The organism is Rheinheimera nanhaiensis E407-8, assembly GCF_000296695.1.
Lineage (GTDB): Bacteria > Pseudomonadota > Gammaproteobacteria > Enterobacterales > Alteromonadaceae > Alishewanella > Alishewanella nanhaiensis.
In genome coordinates, this window is the sequence record NZ_BAFK01000003.1 from 237,803 (window position 1) to 256,196 (window position 18,394).

Genomic DNA, 18,394 nt, shown 5'->3' on the forward strand with positions numbered 1-18,394 from the left:
ATGCGTTTACTGCTGTGTGGTGTGTTACTAAGCGCTTTGGCTGCAAATGCAGCCAGTGTAGAGCAAGACATCAGGCAACTCAGTGATGCGCAAATGCAAGGGCGCAAAACCGGCACGGGCGGTGCGCAGCTGGCGCGCGACTATCTGACCCAGCGTTATCAGCAGCTGGGCCTGCAATACTTCAATGGCAGCTATAGCCAGCCATTTTCTTATGGCCGCAGTAAAACCGGCATTAATCTGGTGGGCTACCTGCCAGGCTGCAGCTATCCACAGCAGTATATTGCGGTCACTGCACATTACGACCATTTAGGTAAGCAAGGCCATAAGATATTTCACGGTGCCGATGATAATGCCTCCGGCGTGGCGGTGATGCTGGAGCTCGCTAGCCGCTTAAGCCAGCGCTGTCCGGCCTACTCGTATATTTTTATCGCTACAGATGCTGAAGAGGGTGGCTTATATGGCAGTATAGCCTTTGTTGCCGCGCCGCCGGTGGCGCTTAACAGCATCGCACTAAACCTGAATCTCGATATGCTGGGCCGGCCGGATAGGCGCGGCCGCTTGTATTTAACCGGCGCTAAGCGTTTCCCTGCTTTAATGGCTGAGTTAAATCCCCGTTTTCGTAAGCTGCAGTTTCTACATCACCGTGGCCCGGGCCGTTTACCGCGCGAGCATAGCCGTCACGACTGGCCTAATGCCAGTGATCATGGGCCTTTTCATCGGGCTGGTATTGCCTATTTGTTTTTCGGCGGTCAGGACCATGTGCATTACCACACTGAGCTGGACACCTGGCAGCGTATCAATAGTGAATTTCTTAGCATGGCGCTCGATGCGGTATGGGCATCCGTCATCTGGCTTGAGCAGCAAGCTCCTGGTGATATTCGTCATACAGAGCATTAATATATTCAGTGTCGAATAGTTTTACATCATTAATAGCCGTACAGCTAAAATTGTGTTCTCTTCATATTGTTTATATTTTATATCTAAGCTTTTCATTGAGTTAATTTCACATGCACAGTTTTGGTTTGTTTGATGCATTACATTTCTTGCCAAGACATAATGTAAAAAGGACGTTGCAATGAAGGTGGGCAAGAAATTCTCAACAATATTGTTTGCAGGTTTGATGACAACATCAGCCGCACAGGCAGCTATGATAACAGAATGGAGTTTTGTCAATTCAGCTGGCTTTATCAACTGGCAAGCGGCGGGTGTTACCGCCAGCGGCGCCAGCAACTATTTAGACGAGTTTAATGTATTGCAAACCTGGTATTCGTCGTTAAGTTGGGGAGACCCGGTTAACGGCTCGCCTTCCTCATTCGCTGTAACCAGCCCGATACTGGGAACTGTGACAACGAATGGCGCTGCGGAAATGGGCACCACACTAGTGCACAATAATTTTCCTGTTTTTGATAATGGTGAACTGTTGACACAGACCACCTTGCTTAATCAATTATTGTTAACGCCGTTATTCCCCGCCGGGCCGGCAATAAACGCACCTACCATAGCTTTTGATATTAACTTCTTTGAAACGGTTAATGCACCAGGTAATGGTGTGCTTTGTCCTGATGGTAATGCTCAGGGGGTGGGCCAGAATATCAACGGTTGCGGTGATATTTTCGCTATTGCCTCACCGCTCGATTTGGTGCAGCAATTGGTAATAGATGATTATTTGTACACTTTCGCCATTGGCGTGATGGGCGGTTCAATTTTGTCTGATGCTACCTGTAGCTTAATGGGGTTCGCCTCTGGCTGCTATGGTTTTGTTACCATAGAAAACCAAACCAATACCATACAACCATTTTTTTCTATCACAGCCAGACAAATGACAGATGTGCCTGCGCCAGCCAGCCTTGCAGTATTTGGCCTTGGGCTTTTGCTGCTTAGCCGGTTAAGCCGCAGAACATAACTGTTGCAATAAGGCCTGCCACCCACACACAGGCCTGTATTTTTGTGCAGTCAATTCAGCGCTACTTTTACCAGTCAAAACCCAGCTGATTACGGTTTAGTGCGCTCTTTTTGCCGCTAACCGGCCGTTTCCGGCTGGCGTGGCGCTGAAATACCGCTTGTTTTTGCTGTAGCCAGTGCTGGCGGTCTTGTTGTTTCAGCCACAGGCTTATTCTGGCTCTGGCCTGTTGTTGTGCCTGCGGTAACGCTACCACCGGTGCCGGGTAATCGCGCCCCAGCACACAACCATATTGCTGTTGCAATGATGACGGCATCAGCCAGGGCGTATGCAACCAGCTGTCGGGTACCTGGCGCAGCTCTGGCAGCCAGTGGCGGATAAACTGGCCATCAGCATCTTTTTGCTGGCTTTGTTTTACCGGGTTATACATACGGTTGGGGTTAATGCCGGTGGTGCCCGCCTGCATCTGAATTTGCGGGTAATGGATACCGGGCTCGTAATCAATAAAACACTGCGCCAAATGCAATGCCAGTGGTCGCCAGTGTAACCACAGGTGGTAACTGGCAAAAGCCACCAACATGGCGCGGCCACGAAAATGCAGCCAGCCGGTTGCCAATAAACTGCGCATGGCGGCGTCAATCAGCGGGTAGCCGGTGTGGCCGCTGCACCAGGCAGCAAACAAGGTTGGGTTAAAGTAGGGCTCGCGCAAGCCATCAAAACCCGGATGCATATTGTAAAACTCTATAGCAGGTTCATCTTCCAGCTTTTGCATAAAATGGCAGTGCCAGCGCAGCCGGCTAAAAAACGCCTGCAAGCCTTGTGAGCGGCGGCTGTCGCTGCTTTGTTTTATCGCGACAAAGCTTTGTTGTTGCAACTGGCGTAAGCTTAGCTGGCCGTAACTAATGTAGGTACTAAGCCTGGAGCAGCTTTGGCTGGCTTTAGCCGGCAGCGAAATATGCTGGCGATAGTGCCGGCAGCGCTGTTGTAAAAAGCTGTGAAAGGTCTGATCGGCCATATAGGCATCGGGCGGGCTCTGGCATAGCGGCAGATCTTTAAGTCTGGTCGGCGCAACAGCGGTTAAATCCCAGTGGGCGGCAGTAACAAAAGGCAGCTGTTGCAGCGAGGGCGCCGGTGGGCTTTTTAGCCAGTTATCGGCCAGTGTAAACCAGTTATCCCGGTCAGCCAGCGGGCGAAACACCGCGAATTGGCGAAACTGATGCCAGCGAATATTCAGCGATTTAAGCAGCCGCTGCACCGCCAGATCACGCTGATAGGTCCACAGGTTACCGGTTTCTTCATGGCTGTACACATCAGTGATACAAAACCGCTGACAAAGCTGCTTTAGCACTGCAGTGGCAGGGCCCTTTACCACTAACAGCGGCTGGCCCAGCGCAGAGAGCTGCCGGTTTAACTGCATTAAAGCGACGGACAAATATTGCCAGTGGCGCAATGAGACATCCGGCTGCTGCCAGTAATCGGGCTCGATAATGTACAGCGGCACTACTGCGCCCTGTTTGGCCGCCGCTAACAGCGGTTGGTGGTCGTTAAGGCGCAGATCGCGCTTAAACCAGACCAGCGCAGTCATGCTGACGCATCTTGTAATACAGTGCGGACAAAGCGGCCATCGGCGTCATACAGCTGTGCCTGTTTGCTAATGTTAAAGCGCCGCTCGCTGCTGTTGCCGGTGCCGGCAATATAAGCCCAGTTGCCCCAGTTGCTGGCGCAGTCGTAATCTAACAGCCGCTGCTCAAAATAGGCCGCGCCTAAGCGCCAGTCCAGCGCCAGATCGTAAATCAGATAACTGGCGACATTCTGCCGGCCACGGTTACTCATTAAGCCGGTTTTATTGAGTAACTGCATATTGGCATCAACAAAATCGATGCCGGTTTGCCCGGCGCACCAGCGCTGAAACTTGTCCTGCTGCCGGGAGCTAAGCCTGGGCGGGCTAAAATCTGGCTGCTGGCGTATTGCCTGTTTAATGCCGTTTCGGCTAAACCAAAGGTTGCCGTATTTGCGAAATTGCCAGCGAAAATACTCGCGCCACAATAGCTCAAACTTTAGCCAATAGGTCGAGTCGTTTGCTGCAACCTGTTGTTCAAACTGCACAATGTCCTGCCACAACTGCCTGACCGATAAGCTGCCAAGCGCCAGCGGCGCCGAGCAAAAGCTGGCATAGTGCTGGCCCAACAGCTGATTACGCGTTTCTTTGTAGGTTAAAATATGCCGGCCCTGCCAGATAAACTCTGTTACCCGCGCCAGTGCGCCTTGCTCTGACGCGACACTTTGCAGCAGGTTGGGCTGATACTGCGATGCTAACTGGTTAAAAGCGCTGTTGTAAGGCTCGCATTGGCTCATCGTTAACCAGCCCTGGGGTGGCAGCGGCGTGTTAAGTGGTGGGCTTACCTGTAATAACGGCTCTAACTGTTTACGAAAGGGCGTAAAGCTATCGGGCAGCGTTGCCAATGTTGGCCGAAGCTGGTGGCCCAGCAGCGAATTGCAGTCAAGCTGTGTCACAGCCAAGCCCGGCGATAGTCGTAGCAGGGCCTGGCGCTCATTCGGCGCCACCGGCTCAGCGCAGTAAAGCGCTGTGGCATTAAGCTCGCGCGCCAGCTCGCTTATACGTTGCGCTACGTTCCCCACTAGGGTAATCAGGCCAATATGCTGCGCTGCCAGTTGCTGTTTAACTGCGGTTATCACGGCCAGCTGTTGTTGCAACCGGCTTAAGTTAGCGCGGGCTATACCGTATTGAGCGCCAAAAAAGGCGTGGTGATCCAGTACCACCAGCGCCGCTTTGGCCGCTGTGGGCAGCTGTAACAGCGGGTTATCATGCAGGCGCATGGTGTCGTTCAGTAAAACCAGGCTTAAGCTCATAACTGCTCCAGCTTACTCAGCGTGTCGGCGGCTTTGGCTAAAATAGCGGCCTTGTCGTTATCACTGCGTTTGTGCCAGTTGGCATAAGCCAGGCTTAAGCGCGGGTTTTGCCCCAGTGTCGCCTGGTTGCGCTGCAAAAAATCCCAGTACAGGGCATTAAACGGGCAGGCATCATCTTCTGTGGTCAGTTTCACCTTATAAGCGCAGTGCTTACAGTAGTCACTCATGCGGTTGATGTAGGCACCGCTGGCCGCATAAGGCTTAGAGGCCAGCACACCACCATCGGCGTACAGTGCCATACCCAGGGTGTTGGGCAGCTCGACCCACTCATACGCATCGGCATATACCGCTAAATACCAGTCGGTTACTTCATCCACCGACAAACCGGCCAGCAGGGCGAAATTGCCGGTGACCATCAGCCGCTGAATATGGTGCGAATAAGCATGTTCTATGGTGCTTTGCACCGCCTGCTGCATGCAGCGCATTTTGGTTTTGCCATGCCAGTAATAAGCAGGCAAAGGCCGATGGGCATTTAGCTGGTTCCGGCTTTTATACCCGGGCATTAAAAACCAGTACAGGCCGCGCACATATTCGCGCCAGCCAATCAACTGGCGGATAAAGCCTTCAGCGGCGTTTAGCGGCACCTTGCCTTGCTGATAGGCCTGCTCAACTTTGTTACACATCCAGCGTACATCTAACAGGCCGCAGTTTAAGTACACCGAGCAGATACTGTGCTGCAAAAACGGCTGGTTTAGCGCCATAGCATCCTGATAATCGCCAAACTGCGCCAGTTGCTGATCAACAAAGTGCAAAAATGCCTGGCGCGCATCTTTGCCGGTTACCGCATAGCTGAACGTTGCTGTAGTGCCCATATTGCCGGCAAACTGCTGCTCGACTAACGCCATCACCTCTGCGGTAATAGCATCCGGGCTAAAGTGCAGTGGCGCCGTGGGGGCTAGGTCTTTTGGCCAGGCTTTGCGGTTGTCGCTATCGTAATTCCAGTTGCCGCCTTCTGGGCTGTCGCCCTGCATTAACAGGCCGGTATAGCGGCGCATGTCGCGGTAAAAGTATTCCATCCGCAGCTGCTTTTTGCCCTTTGCCCAGCGGGCAAAGCGGGTTAACGCACAAATAAAACGCTCATCATCCAATACCGTCAGCTGCAACCCAAAGTGCTGCTGCCAGCTGAGTATTTCCTGTTGCAGCCGGTATTCACCGCACTGCGTAAGCATAATGCTGCTAAGTGCAGGCTGCTGTGTTAGCGCAAAGCGCACCGCATCAGTCATATTGTTAACGCCAGCTTCGGTACCGTAGCGGATATAGCACACGCGGTATCCCTGCTCGGTCAGTACCCGGGCAAAGTGGCGCATGGCACTAAACAGCAGAATAATTTTGTGCTTATGGTGCTTTACATAACTGGCTTCGCTGCCTACTTCAGCCAGTAAAATCAGGTCTTGCTGGCTTGCCTGTTGCAAGCTGGGCAGGGCTGGGCTTAGTTGATCACCCAGAATGACAATAAGTTTGGCCATATCAGCAACGTTAAACAAAACTTAGCAGGCTTTACGGCGCTGGCGCAGGCTTCGATCAATGGCTGGCGCGGGGAAAAACTTCAGTGTTATATTGTTACAACGTAAACCTGAGTTGGAACACCTAAGATGAAACACGCAACGCTTACGGCCGCGCTGTTAGGCCTGACGATGCTGCTGGCGGCGCCGCTTGCTGCCCAGGCCCGGCAGCAACATACACATAGCCATGATGAAAAGCAGCAACATGCGCATGAGCATGAGCATGATACGCATGCGGATGACGCAATGGGCGCAGGGCTGGGTGCCCATGTGCATGGTCACGGCCTGTTAACCCTGGTATTGGAAGGTAACGAAATGCAACTGGCGTTTCAGGCGGCCGCCTACAGCGTAGTGGGTTTTGAGCATAAACCCAGCACAGCAGAGCAGCAGCAGGAAATAGACGCCGCTATTGCCATTTTTAATCAGGGTGATTGGTTTAGCGTAAATGCCGATGCCAACTGCGAGCTGGCGATGGCCGAGGCCAGTACCGACTTAACCCAGGCTAATAGCAGCGGCGGCCATGGTGATTTTTACGCTAATTATCAGCTGCTGTGTCAGCGTCCGGCGCGGTTAAACCAGCTGCAGCTGAACATTTTTAACTTGCTGCCGGCGTTAGAGCAGGTAGAAGTACAATGGATTATCAATGGCCGCCAGGGCGCGACTAAAACCTCACTGCAAAACAGCAGCGTGCAGTTTTAACGCGTTATTGCGCTGGTGTTCAACAATAAAAAACGGCAGCTGAGGCTGCCGTTTCTCTGCCATAACAGCACCTTTAGTAGGTGTATTCTTCAATATTATCCACTTTCAGGCTGTACGCCGCCTGGCCTAAATCATGCGTCATCACCTCTGTGGTCAGGGTGCCGCTGATCCAAAACGGTGAATAGATCATGTCAGCTTTCAGGTTTTTTGCGCCGCTAACAAAAATCATCTGGTTTGGTGGTGGTGGCGGCACGTGAATACAGGCGCCAAAGTAAGGCACTAAGAAAAAGCTGGTGACATTTTGCTCGGCGTCAAACTCCAGCGGCACCACAAAGCCCGGCACCCGTACCTTGGTGTTGTTGTATTTTTCCACCACCTTGGCCGAGGTTAAAATTTGCTGCCACTGCGCCGCCACCGGATCATCCCCCTGGTAGTTGTCGTCAAACGGTGAGGGCTGGCTGTAGTCGTGCTGTACTTCCGGCATCTGTTGCAACAACTTCAGATCTTCTTCCGGCATTAAGTCAGTCCATTCAATGGTTTTCACGTCATTGGCAGCAAGGCTAAAGCTTGCGACCAGTGTCAGATATAACGCAACAGATAACGTCCGTAGCATTGGAGCTTGCTCCCCTAAGTTGGCATAATGGCTAAACGCCAACATCATAACATGACAGTGGAACAGCCTGTGACCGACAAGCCGAAAATTCCTGCGATTGAACTCAAACAACTGCGGTTTTTTTATCAGCCAGACAGTTGGCAGCTGTATTTACCCGGGCTGCGCTTAGATGCCGGCGAGCATCTGTTTGTCCGTGGCGCTTCAGGCAGCGGTAAAACCACCTTGCTTAATTTACTCAGTGGCATTGCCAGGCCGGTCAGTGGCGAGCTGTATATCAATGGCCAGCCGCTGCATCAGCTAAGCAGCAGTAAGCGCGATACATTAAGAGCGCAGCACATTGGCGTGGTGTTTCAGCAGCTTAACCTGATCCCCTATTTATCGGTGCTGGACAACACCTTATTAAGCGCCCATTTTGCCGGTAAGCACCAGGCTGAGAGCCGTGCCAGAGCCCGAGAGCTGCTAAGCCGGCTGGGGCTGCCCGCAACGCTGCAACAAAGCCGTGCCAGTGCGTTAAGTGTTGGCCAGCAGCAACGGGTAGCCATTGCCCGGGCCTTGCTGCCAAAACCCACCTTACTGATTGCCGATGAACCCACTTCAGCGCTGGACACTGATAACCGCGATGCCTTTATGCGCGTCATGCTGGCCGAGGCTGATGCCAACGGCTGTACGGTGATTTTTGTCAGCCACGATCAGAGTTTGCTGCAGTATTTTCATCGTCAACTGGATATGCAGAAGTTAGCGCAGGGAGTACAGCCATGCTGATGAAACTGGCCCGATTAAGTTTATGGAACCGGCGCGGCACTGTGCTGATGACCTGGTTGTCGCTGACTATCAGTATTGCCTTGCTGCTGGGTATTGACCATTTGCGCACTGAAGCGAAAAACAGCTTTACCAGCACGGTATCAGGTACCGACCTTATTGTCGGGGCCCGCTCCGGCCAGTTAAACCTGCTGCTGTATTCAGTGTTTCGCATTGGCAATGCCACCGCCAACATCAGCTGGGACAGCTACCAGCGTTTAACTAAGCACCCGCAGGTCAGCTGGAGTATTCCGGTGTCGCTGGGCGACTCGCACCGTGGTTACCGGGTGATGGGTACCAGTACAGCCTACTTTGAGCATTACCGCTATGCCAATGCCCAGCCGCTTACGCTGGCACAGGGCCAGCAGTTTAATGGCGTGTTTGAAACCGTACTAGGCGCAGAAGTCGCGGCCAAACTGGGGTATCAGTTAGGTGAGCAAATTGTGTTGTCACATGGCGTCGGCGCCGTCAGTTTTAGCCAGCATAAAGACAAGCCGTTTACGGTGGTGGGGATACTGGCGCCAACCGGTACTCCGGTGGATCAAACCGTGCATGTTAGCCTGGAAGCCATAGAAGCGATACACCTGGATTGGCAGCAAGGTGCGCCTATGCCCGGGCGCCAATTAAGCGCCGGGCAGGCGCTGGCGCAGGATTTAACGCCCAAGTCGATTACTGCCGCTATGGTCGGGTTAAAGTCGCGTATGGCAACCTTTACCGTACAGCGGCAGATTAACGAATTTAAAGCCGAGCCGTTAACCGCCATTTTACCCGGTGTAGCCCTGGCAGAGCTGTGGCAAATGCTGTCGATGGTAGAAAACTTATTATTGCTGATAAGCTTACTGGTGCTGCTGGCGGCGCTGGTTGGCATGGTCACCACCTTGCTGGCCTCAATGAAAGAGCGGCAGCGGGAAATGGCCATTTTACGCGCCACCGGTGCTCATCCCTGGTACCTGTTTGTGCTGATCCAGCTCGAAGTGCTGTTAATCACCTTGTTATCCATGCTGACGGCAGCGCTGTTATTAAGCGGCAGTTTATTGTTATTGCAGGACAGCCTGGCAGCCAATTATGGCCTTTTTATCGGTTTAAATATTATCAAACTTACCACGCTGTACTGGGCGGCGGGCATTTTGTTGCTGGCGATGCTGCTGGCGGTAATACCGGCGGTGTCGGCCTATCGCAAAGCGCTGGCCGATGGTTTAACCGTCAGGCTGTAGCACTTAGCGACAAGGGACCGCTGATGGTAACGGTGCAGCCGCTACTACCGTTTTGTAGCTGCACTTCCCCTTGTAGCAAGTGGGTTACCAGATTAAACACCAGGGTCAGCCCCAAGCCTTTGGCGCCCTGGCTGCGGCGGGTGGTGAAAAACGGTTCAAAGGCGCGGTTAAGTTCGTGCTGATCCATACCGCGGCCATTATCGGCTACGCTAAGCTGCCAGCTGTAGGCAGTGCTACTGGCGCTGATCAGCACTTGTCTGTGGTGCGTGCTGTTAAAGGCGTGCAGGCAGGCATTTTCCAGCAAGCGGTTTAAAATAGTAGCCAGTGCACTGGCAAAACTCTCTACTACCAGCTGCTTTGGCACCTGCAGTACCACCTCGACCTGATATTGCTGCAACATCGAGGCCATACTGGCCACCACTTTGGGAATAAACTGCGACAGCGTTATTGCTTCCGGGCGCTGATCACTGCTGTCGGTGGCAGTTTGTTTAAAGCTGTTAACCAAGTCTACCGTGCGTTGCAAATTGGTATTGACCATCGCTATGCTGTTTTTAATGGCCGCGCCGCTTTGACTAAATTGCTGGCGGGTAAGCTGGCCAGCCTGAAACAACTGCTCTAACTGGCGTAAAGTCGCCTCGGCATGGCTGTTGGCCGTGACAGCCACGCCCAGCGGGGTATTAATTTCATGTGCTATACCTGCTACCAACCGGCCCAGACTGGCCATTTTTTCTACCTCAATCAGCCGGTGCTGCGCTTGTTGTAACTGCTCCAGCGACTGCGTCAGCTCCTGCGTGCGCTGACTGATAATTTGCTCCAGCGAGCTGTTCACTTGCTCCAGCTCTGCCTGATAGCGCTGGCGCTCGGATGCACTGAGCGCGCGGCCATAAATGTCGGCCAGAAAGCCAGCGAATACGACTTCATCCAGCTGCCATTGTTTTGGCTGGCGATGCTCAATACAAATAATGCCCACCATAGCGCCATGATGCCGTATTGGCGTATCCAGCATCGACTGTATGCCAAGCGGTGTTAAATAACACGCTGAAAATTCGCTGGTTTGCGGATGTTGGTGGGCATTGTGGGCAATGATATTGCGCTCTTCGTCCAGCGCCTGAAAGTAACGGGGAAACTGCTGGCGTGCCAGTTGCAGTTGCGAGTCAGATAACTCACCGTTATCCAGCAGGTAACTGCACTGCATAACCTGATGATCATCTGACAAAAACCAGACGCTGGCCCTGTCGACTGCTAAACCTTCGGTAATGCCGGTCAGGATCAGGCTGTTGGCAGATAACAGCTCACCTTTATCAATGTCGGCGTTTTTGCTAATTCTGGTAAGAATATCCTGCAGCTTGGTTCGCATTACTACGCAGTGTACTCCGGTTGTGGCCACCTGCAGGGGCCTAATGGAAACAACAGCTTCAATGTATAGCATCTTTGCCGCTTATGCGCTAAATTTAACCGTGATTTTTCATTTATTTGCCGCTGTGGTTAGGCCTTAAAAGCAACAGCCGCCGGCAGCAATATGACAGACACCTAGCGGCAGGGCAGCGAGTATAGTGGACTTACAACAACAGTTAGACGCACTGCGTCTGGCTTATCTGGATAATGTAAAACAGCAGTTGCCGCAGCTGCAGCAGCAGGCCAACGCACTGACTGACGCATTAACTATGGCTGCCAGCGATGCTCACGAGTTGCTAATAGCACTGCGCGATAAGCTGCATATGCTTGCCGGCTCGGCCGGTACCTTTAACCTGCCAGAGCTGGGACAAGCCGCCAAGGCGTTGGAGCAACAGCTAAAACACTGGCTGGCACAGCCTGCAAGTTTTACGCCCGCGGCCCTGGGCGATTTTCAGCAGCAGCTGCAACAATTACCACTGTTGCTGAGCGCGGATGCCGGGCCGGTTAGCCAAAGCCGCAGTAAAGCCTTAACTGGCGGTAGCGGTGTTTACGTGTATTGCACTGAGCCGGTACTGTCGCAGCAGTTAAGCACCATGTTGGATATTTTTGGCTATCGCCATCAGTGGTTTAACCATTTAGAGGCGCTTACCGCTGCCATTAGTCAGCACAGCCCGGATGCACTGATTATCGATTTAGACATGCACAGTGCCCCGATGCAATGTATGCAGCACTTGCAGCAGCTACAACAGGCACAGCCCAAGCCATTACCGGTATTGCTAATAAGTGCACAAAACGACTTTCACAGCTATCTTAGCGCCGTGCGCGCCGGGGCCGTGGGCTATTTTGTTAAACCGCTTAATACCACTGAGCTTGAAGCCAGGCTACGGCAATTGCTGGCCAGTAAAGAGCGTGAGCCGTTTAAAGTGATGCTGGTCGATGACGATCAGCTGCTGGCACAGCATTATGCCCTGGTGCTGCGTCAGGCGGGTTTGCTGGTGGAAATTTTGTCAGAGCCGGCCCTTATTTTTGACTCGTTAAAGCGGTTTCACCCCGATGTGATTCTGCTGGATGTGAATATGCCGTTTTGCTCCGGCCCCGAGCTGGCGCAATTGGTGCGTTTGCAGCAGGCCTGGTTGGGCGTGCCGATAATTTATTTATCTTCTGAAACTGACACTGAGCAGCAATTGGCGGCGTTGATTAAAGCCGGTGATGACTTTATTACCAAGCCCATTACCGATACCGCACTGAAAGTGGCGGTGTTTGCCCGCGCCCAGCGCGCCCGGCAGCTGGCAGAAATTATGACCCGCGACAGCCTGACCGGTTTGTTACAGCATGCCCATATTAAAGAGCGGCTGGCGCTGGAAATGTTGCGCTCCGAACGCACCGGTTTGCCGGTGGCGGTGGTTATGCTGGACATTGACCACTTTAAAAAGGTCAATGATAACTACGGCCATCTGGTCGGCGATCAGGTGATTGCCAATCTGGCGAACTTACTTAAACAGCAGCTGCGCAAAACCGATTTAGTTGGCCGCTACGGTGGCGAAGAGTTTTTGCTGGTGCTGCCGGATTGCCCGCAGACACGCGCGGTTGAGGTGGTTGAACAAATTCGCCAGCGCTTTGCCGCTTTACCTTTTAGTGCAGCCGAGCAGCAATTTTTTTGCACCTTCAGTGCCGGCATCAGCCAGGCTGGTTGCGGAGCGGTCGATATGTTTATTGATCAGGCCGATCAGGCGTTGTATCAGGCCAAACATGGCGGCCGTAACTGTGTCAAGGTGTTTACACCTTAACCAGCGGCAACTGAATGTAAAAGCGGCAGCCGTGCGGCAGGTTTTCATAGCCGATGCTGCCCTGCATCGCCTCCAGCAGCTCTTTACAGATCGCCAGGCCTAAGCCGGTGCCCCCCGCCTGGCGTGAGTCGGCGGCTTCGGCCTGAGAAAACTTCTGAAACAATTTATGTTTAAAGTTATCGGCTATGCCCGGCCCCTGGTCCAGCACGGCAATTTCGGCCTGGCCCTGCGCAGTAACGCTGGCGGTGACGGTAATCACCGAGTGCGGCGGGGAGAATTTCACCGCGTTAGAGAGTAAATTGGTCAGCACCTGCTCTAAGCGCATTTTATCGGCGGTTAACCACACCTCAGCCCCCGGTGCCAGTTGCAGCGTACAGTGATGATTGTCGGCAAAGGGCTTATTGTGTGCCAGGCTTTGTGCCAGCGCAGCGCGGGCTGCCAGTGGCTCAGGGTAGAGCGTCATTTTGCCGGCCATTAATTTTTCAATATCCAGCAAATCGTTAATTAAATGAGTAAGCCGGCTGCAGTTATCACTGGCAATGGTCAGCATTTGTCTGGCCGCGTCAGACAAGGCGCCGCCCACACCACCCAGCACCAGCCCCAGTGAGCCGTTAATTGACGTCAGCGGCGTGCGCAGCTCATGGCTGACCACCGAGACAAACTGGCTTTTAAGCAGCTCTACCTCTTTGCGCTCAGTAATATCCCAGATAAAGCCATCAAGGTATTGCAGGTTGCCGTCTTTATCATAAATACCCCGGCCCAGCTCCTGCAGCCATTTTAACTGGCCACTGCGGGTTAAAATACGATACTCCACATCATAGCCCTGCCGCTGCTGCAGTGCTTGTTGCACCATCTGCTGCAGTTTGGGCCTGTCGTCAATGTAGGTGATTTGGTTAAAATTCACATTGCTGCCGCCGGTAAAGTCATCGGCGCGGTAACCGGTTAGCTGCTCCACCTGATCGCTGATAAACAGCATGCTCCATTGCTCGTCGTTACGGCAGCGAAACACCACCCCGGGCAGGTTTTCCAGCATCGAGCGGTAGCGCTGCTCGCTGTGCTGCAGCAAGGTGCTTTTATGCTGGTTATCCAGTGCCAGTTTGCGCGCTTTTAACAGCTCAATAGCTTGCTGGGCCAGCAGTTGCAGTGCAGTTAGCTGCTCCTGTGTCAGCTGCCGTTTTTCGGTGTCAACCACACACAAACTGCCCAGCGCCAAATCCTGCTCCAGCACCAGGGGCACACCGGCATAAAAACGAATGCCATTCTCGGCCAGTACCTGCGGGTTATCGGCAAAGCGACTGTCTGCGGTGGCATCGGGGACGTACAGCAGCTGATCTGGCTGTAAAATGGCATGGGCACAAAATGACACCTCACGGGATGTCTGGCTGTCGCTAATACCCTGGCGCGATTTAAACCATTGCCGGTCGGCGTCAATCAGTGAAATCACCGACATGGGGACGCCGCAGATCATGGTGGCTAACTTTGTCAGCGCATCAAAGGCGGCTTCAGCACCGGAGTCAAGAATATTCAGCTGATATAAGCTTTGTAGCCGCTTGGTTTCATTGGCGGGTAGGGCTGGTTTCATTCTGGTCTGCAAGCATAAAATCAGAAAACTATGCCGTTATATTGGCAGCTTAAGCGCAGAACGCAACCGGCTCAGGTGACATTTTTCCCGCTGGCGTTATACTGCCGCCGTCGGATTGATTGTTAACTTACGGAGCAGCGCATGCAGTTATTTTTGGTATACATCGGTGGTACAGCGCCCGGCGCAAATATAGAGCTGCATGATGTACGCTTTGTCGGTGCAGACAGTATTGAGCAAACACACGATCTGCTGCGTCAGCAGTGGTTTGGCACAGTAAAGGGGTTACACCTGGATGCCTACATGCAGGTTAATCATATAGACGGCTATGCGGTGTCGTTACAGCAGGCGCCGCAGCACAGCGAGCTTAAGCTGTTTTTTGTCAATTTTGGCGGCTATTACCCGGATAAAATTGCTGAGCAGCATGAGTTTATGCTGTGTGTGGCCCCAAGCGCCGCGGCAGCTAAGGCGCGGGCGAAAGCCTTATTGCTGACCGATGCCCAAAGCCCGCATAAAGACGATTTACTCGAGCTGGATGACTGCTTTGCCTTAGAGCAACTGCAAGGGCTTTATGTGCACCTGACGCCATCAGGCCAAAGCCAGCCGATGCATCCGCACTGGTCTGGCTATCAGGTTATTGGTTAGCCGTTAGCGCAGCCGAGATATAAGGCGAGGGCAGTGGCGTGCCGCGCATACGCTGCCACAGCCAGGGCAGGGCTTTAACGGCATCGCGGCGCATCGGTAGTTGCTGTGGCGCGCTGGCATCGGTGGGGTCGAGTTTAAACACAAACGCATAACTGCCTTCCTGCCCCATGCGTAAATCGGTTAACAGCAGGCTATCGCCCTGTTGCTCTAGGGCATAAAAGCCCTGGCTAAACCACGCCAGTTGCTGTACCGGCTTAAGCATGCCATAGCGCTGCTTTAATGCCGGATCTTGTTCTACCCAGTGCAGCTGCACATTGGCTTTGTTATCCAGCAGCGAATAAAAGCCTTCGCCATAGCCATGCTCGCTCATAACCACAATGCGCCACAGCACAGTGTTTAGCGGTGCCGGTGTGACCAGCAGCTGCTGATACTGCAGCTGCTGTTGTTGCAGGCTGACGCTAACCACCTGGCGCACATGCCACTGCGCCGCCACCGACCACAACAAGTACAGGCTGGAGAGACTCAGCATCACCATATTCAGCTGATAGCCGCGCCTGTGGCCAAACAGGTAATACAGCACCCCGGCAATTAATGGCAGCGTATACAGCGGGTCGATAATAAACATACTGCCTACGGCATAAGGCGTATTGGTAAAGGGCAAACCAAACTGAGTACCATAAATGGTCATCGCATCTATCAGGGTGTGGCTGATTAAAATCAGCCAGGTGGCTAATAACCAGCGCCAATAGTGCGCCCTTTGGCCACAGCACAGCGCCGCCAGCCAGGCCAGCAGTGGCGCGGCCAGTGTTTGGTAAAAAAAGGCGTGGCTTTGGGTGCGGTGCAGCACCATATTACTGACGGCATCGCCGTAATCTATGATGACGTCTAAATCGGGCAGGGTACCGAGCACTGCACCGGTTAATACCACCTTAGCCCGGCTGCCCGGCGTTTTCGCCAGTACGGCGGCGGCAACAGCGCTGCCCAGCGTTAACTGTGTTAAAGAATCCATCGGATAAACTACTGCCTAATTCACACCCAGTTGCTCTGGCTTCACGTCGCGCGATGGCACCAAGGTGTCAGGTTGCTCGGCAAATAACTGGGCCGCTAAAATATTGCTCAGGGTTTTGTATTCACAGCCCAGAGTATGAAAGGTGGCGCGGGCATCGACATAATAAGGTGCGCGTTTGCCGTTAAAATCCACCACCTCGCCAATTTGCACAAAATGAATACCAATACGTTTTAAAATACGCGCCAGCGCCGGCTCTATCATCACAAACACATGGTGTTTGCCGTAGTGCAGGCACATCAGCATGGCCACCAGATACAGCGAAATGGCCACCGCTTCACAGCAGCGCTGTTCCAACTGCAGCAGCAGTTTATTCAGATTATGGCCAAGCGGCGATTGGCTTTGTTTACGCTGGCGTATTTCGCCGGGCACCGCCAGGCGCGAAATTTCGCAAATTTGCTCACGCGGGAACGCCGCCGGGCATAGTGTCGGGTGATTCACCTTAGCGGCGAAATACTGCTCCAGCGGTAACAGTTGGCCGGCATCGGTTGAGGTAATCAGCCGTACGGTACCGGCCAGCTGAGCGGTACTCAGCCGTGAAATAGCACAATGTATAGCGCGGCTGTCATACTCGTCATGCTCTAAGCCACTGTCGCGCTGGGGCTCAAACTGTAATTCTTCGCAATACACCCGATGGCGCAACCGATAAGTCTGGTGTTTTTGAATGTCAGTTTGCGCCAGACTGGCATGGAAAAAGTGGGCAAAATGACGTAAAGGGCTGCTGGAGGCCAGCTCAGTGCCGAATAAAGGTGTAACCGTTGTTGCCGAATTTTGCCGTGCATCACTCTGCACTGCAGCCAGAGAAGTCATAAAACGCCCCAAAAGTTAGTCTGTGCGCTGATTTAAATATTTATAGGTAACATGCGCTAACTGGCAGCGATCCGTGCGGTTCTTAGACTGACAATTCCATTGCAGAGCCTTACAGCCGATTTACTATGCAGATCAATACGCACAACGTCAAATGTCAGTTTGGTTAAATTATGCACAAAAACCGGATAATTCAGCTAAGGTCATGATTTGAAATAGGTAAAAAAAATTTACAATTTAACCAATGTTATTAAATGTAATTCAGGGCAGGTTAAGTGGCACTGGTTTAGCAAAACAGCGGCGGCAGGGGGGTTAACCCGGGCTACATTGTTCAAGCCGTTGAATATCCAGCTGAACCTGCCTTGCCAGGCTGCGCAGCTGGATCATCCGCTCGTCGTTCAGGGAAATCTGGCAGCGCAGTGCAGCGGTAACACCAGCGACCTGTTGCTGCAGTGCTTTGCCTTCTGCGGTCAGCAATACCTTTTTTACCCGCTCATCTTCGGCACAGGGCAGCCGGCGTAGCCAGCCTTTTTGCTCCAGCTTTTTTACCAGCGGGGTCAGGGTGCCAGAGTCAAACAGGGTTTTTGCCCCCAACTCGCCTAAACTAATGTTGTCTTGCTGCCACAGTGCCAATAGCACCACATATTGCGGGTAGGTTAAGTCAAACGGCTGCAGCAAAGGCCGGTACAGCCGCACCATAGCGTTCGATGCGCTATACAGTGCAAAGCATATTTGCTCTTCCAGTGGCAGGGTTTTACTCATCATCGCCGCTTCGTTGGTTTTTTTGCAGTGTAGCAAATTTCAGGCTCCGGCAACCAGCCGTCCTGGTTATAAGGCAGCAATTTAAGTTATATACAAATATCTTGCATGCAAGATTAATTAGGGCTAGTATTGCTCGTGTTGAACAAAACGCCTGTGTTAAGCCAAAACCCAAAGGGGATTAGTATGGATATTTTATACAAAGCAGTAGTAACATCGACCGGCGGCCGTGACGGCGCTGCCAAATCAAACGACGGTTTATTAGAGGTTAAGCTGGCTCCGCCAAAAGAGCTGGGCGGTGCCGGTGGCGCCACTAACCCGGAGCAGCTGTTCGCAGCCGGCTACTCAGCCTGTTTTATCGGCGCGTTAAAATTTGTCGCCGGCGCAGCTAAAGTCAGCCTGCCAGCCGATGTAAGCCTGCGCGCTGAAGTAGGCATTGGCAAAATTGAAGGCGGTTTCGGCCTGGATGTCGATTTATTCGTTAACCTGCCAGGTATGGATAAAGCCGCCGCCGACGAGTTAGTGGCCAAAGCACACCAGGTGTGCCCATACTCAAACGCCACCCGCGGCAATATCGACGTACGCCTGCACGTAAGCGTTTAAGCCAAACGCTACAAAACAAAAGGCCAGCTTACGCTGGCCTTGTGCTATTTGGAGGGTGTTCAATATTCTGTGTCAGCCTGGTCACAGGTCAATATG

The 18,394-nt window shown here is 52.9% G+C and carries 17 protein-coding genes; 8 read left to right on the forward strand and 9 right to left on the reverse strand.

The window, feature by feature from the left end:
• Positions 1-897 carry a M28 family peptidase gene (locus tag RNAN_RS04075; protein WP_008219042.1) on the forward strand — a complete coding sequence of 299 codons (897 nt, stop codon included), beginning with the start codon at positions 1-3 and terminating at the stop codon, positions 895-897.
• Between the two features lie 178 nt (positions 898-1,075).
• Entirely contained in the window at positions 1,076-1,903 is an 828-nt protein-coding gene (locus RNAN_RS04080; protein WP_008219044.1) for a THxN family PEP-CTERM protein, read from the forward strand.
• A gap of 67 nt (positions 1,904-1,970) precedes the next feature.
• On the opposite strand, the gene RNAN_RS04085 is transcribed toward RNAN_RS04080, so the two are convergent.
• The 3 genes from RNAN_RS04085 to RNAN_RS04095 are packed head-to-tail and all read right to left on the reverse strand — an operon-like array spanning position 1,971 to position 6,297.
• Complete coding sequence (locus RNAN_RS04085; protein ID WP_008219045.1) at positions 1,971-3,485, reverse strand: cryptochrome/deoxyribodipyrimidine photo-lyase family protein; 1,515 nt, start codon at positions 3,483-3,485, stop codon at positions 1,971-1,973.
• On the reverse strand, positions 3,482-4,771 hold the full coding sequence (locus tag RNAN_RS04090) for a DASH family cryptochrome (protein ID WP_008219046.1): 1,290 nt from the start codon (positions 4,769-4,771) through the stop codon (positions 3,482-3,484). Before RNAN_RS04090 ends, RNAN_RS04085 begins: the two co-directional genes overlap by 4 nt.
• On the reverse strand, positions 4,768-6,297 hold the full coding sequence (locus RNAN_RS04095; RefSeq protein ID WP_008219047.1) for a cryptochrome/photolyase family protein: 1,530 nt from the start codon (positions 6,295-6,297) through the stop codon (positions 4,768-4,770). Before RNAN_RS04095 ends, RNAN_RS04090 begins: the two co-directional genes overlap by 4 nt.
• 126 nt (positions 6,298-6,423) lie before the next feature.
• On the opposite strand from RNAN_RS04095, the gene RNAN_RS04100 reads away from it, so the two are divergent.
• Positions 6,424-7,032: a ZrgA family zinc uptake protein gene (locus tag RNAN_RS04100; RefSeq protein ID WP_008219050.1), complete on the forward strand. Its 609-nt coding sequence runs from the start codon at positions 6,424-6,426 to the stop codon at positions 7,030-7,032.
• Between the two features lie 73 nt (positions 7,033-7,105).
• Here RNAN_RS04100 and RNAN_RS04105 read toward each other — a convergent pair whose 3' ends face one another.
• Positions 7,106-7,645: a DUF3299 domain-containing protein gene (locus tag RNAN_RS04105; protein WP_008219054.1), complete on the reverse strand. Its 540-nt coding sequence runs from the start codon at positions 7,643-7,645 to the stop codon at positions 7,106-7,108.
• A gap of 27 nt (positions 7,646-7,672) precedes the next feature.
• Between RNAN_RS04105 and RNAN_RS04110 the strand changes: the two genes are divergently transcribed.
• Together RNAN_RS04110 and RNAN_RS04115 are read left to right on the forward strand one after the other, a co-directional pair.
• Positions 7,673-8,407 carry an ABC transporter ATP-binding protein gene (locus RNAN_RS04110; RefSeq protein ID WP_237739884.1) on the forward strand — a complete coding sequence of 245 codons (735 nt, stop codon included), beginning with the start codon at positions 7,673-7,675 and terminating at the stop codon, positions 8,405-8,407.
• A complete protein-coding gene (locus tag RNAN_RS04115) occupies positions 8,401-9,657 on the forward strand; it encodes an ABC transporter permease (RefSeq protein WP_008219058.1) in 1,257 nt (418 codons plus the stop codon). Before RNAN_RS04110 ends, RNAN_RS04115 begins: the two co-directional genes overlap by 7 nt.
• On the opposite strand, the gene RNAN_RS04120 is transcribed toward RNAN_RS04115, so the two are convergent.
• Positions 9,647-11,014 (reverse strand): sensor histidine kinase, encoded by a 1,368-nt coding sequence (locus tag RNAN_RS04120; RefSeq protein ID WP_008219060.1) that lies wholly within the window; start codon positions 11,012-11,014, stop codon positions 9,647-9,649. The genes RNAN_RS04115 and RNAN_RS04120 overlap by 11 nt on opposite strands.
• Before the next feature lie 196 nt (positions 11,015-11,210).
• Between RNAN_RS04120 and RNAN_RS04125 the strand changes: the two genes are divergently transcribed.
• A complete protein-coding gene (locus tag RNAN_RS04125; protein ID WP_008219064.1) occupies positions 11,211-12,839 on the forward strand; it encodes a GGDEF domain-containing response regulator in 1,629 nt (542 codons plus the stop codon).
• Here RNAN_RS04125 and RNAN_RS18620 read toward each other — a convergent pair.
• Positions 12,829-14,421, reverse strand: coding sequence for a GAF domain-containing sensor histidine kinase (locus RNAN_RS18620; RefSeq protein WP_008219065.1), 1,593 nt, complete (start codon positions 14,419-14,421; stop codon positions 12,829-12,831). The genes RNAN_RS04125 and RNAN_RS18620 overlap by 11 nt on opposite strands.
• 141 nt (positions 14,422-14,562) lie before the next feature.
• On the opposite strand from RNAN_RS18620, the gene RNAN_RS04135 reads away from it, so the two are divergent.
• Positions 14,563-15,063, forward strand: a complete 501-nt coding sequence (locus tag RNAN_RS04135) for a DUF1543 domain-containing protein (RefSeq protein ID WP_008219068.1) — start codon at positions 14,563-14,565, stop codon at positions 15,061-15,063.
• Here the strand turns inward: RNAN_RS04135 and RNAN_RS04140 are convergent.
• From RNAN_RS04140 to RNAN_RS04150, 3 genes are all read right to left on the reverse strand, one after another.
• Positions 15,053-16,072, reverse strand: coding sequence for a metal-dependent hydrolase (locus RNAN_RS04140; protein ID WP_008219069.1), 1,020 nt, complete (start codon positions 16,070-16,072; stop codon positions 15,053-15,055). The genes RNAN_RS04135 and RNAN_RS04140 overlap by 11 nt on opposite strands.
• A gap of 15 nt (positions 16,073-16,087) precedes the next feature.
• Entirely contained in the window at positions 16,088-16,939 is an 852-nt protein-coding gene (locus RNAN_RS04145; RefSeq protein WP_008219071.1) for a PEP-CTERM/exosortase system-associated acyltransferase, read from the reverse strand.
• Between the two features lie 309 nt (positions 16,940-17,248).
• On the reverse strand, positions 17,249-17,734 hold the full coding sequence (locus tag RNAN_RS04150; RefSeq protein WP_008219073.1) for a MarR family winged helix-turn-helix transcriptional regulator: 486 nt from the start codon (positions 17,732-17,734) through the stop codon (positions 17,249-17,251).
• Positions 17,735-17,881: 147 nt separating this feature from the next.
• Between RNAN_RS04150 and RNAN_RS04155 the strand changes: the two genes are divergently transcribed.
• Complete coding sequence (locus RNAN_RS04155; protein WP_008219075.1) at positions 17,882-18,298, forward strand: organic hydroperoxide resistance protein; 417 nt, start codon at positions 17,882-17,884, stop codon at positions 18,296-18,298.
• Positions 18,299-18,394: the final 96 nt, after the last annotated feature.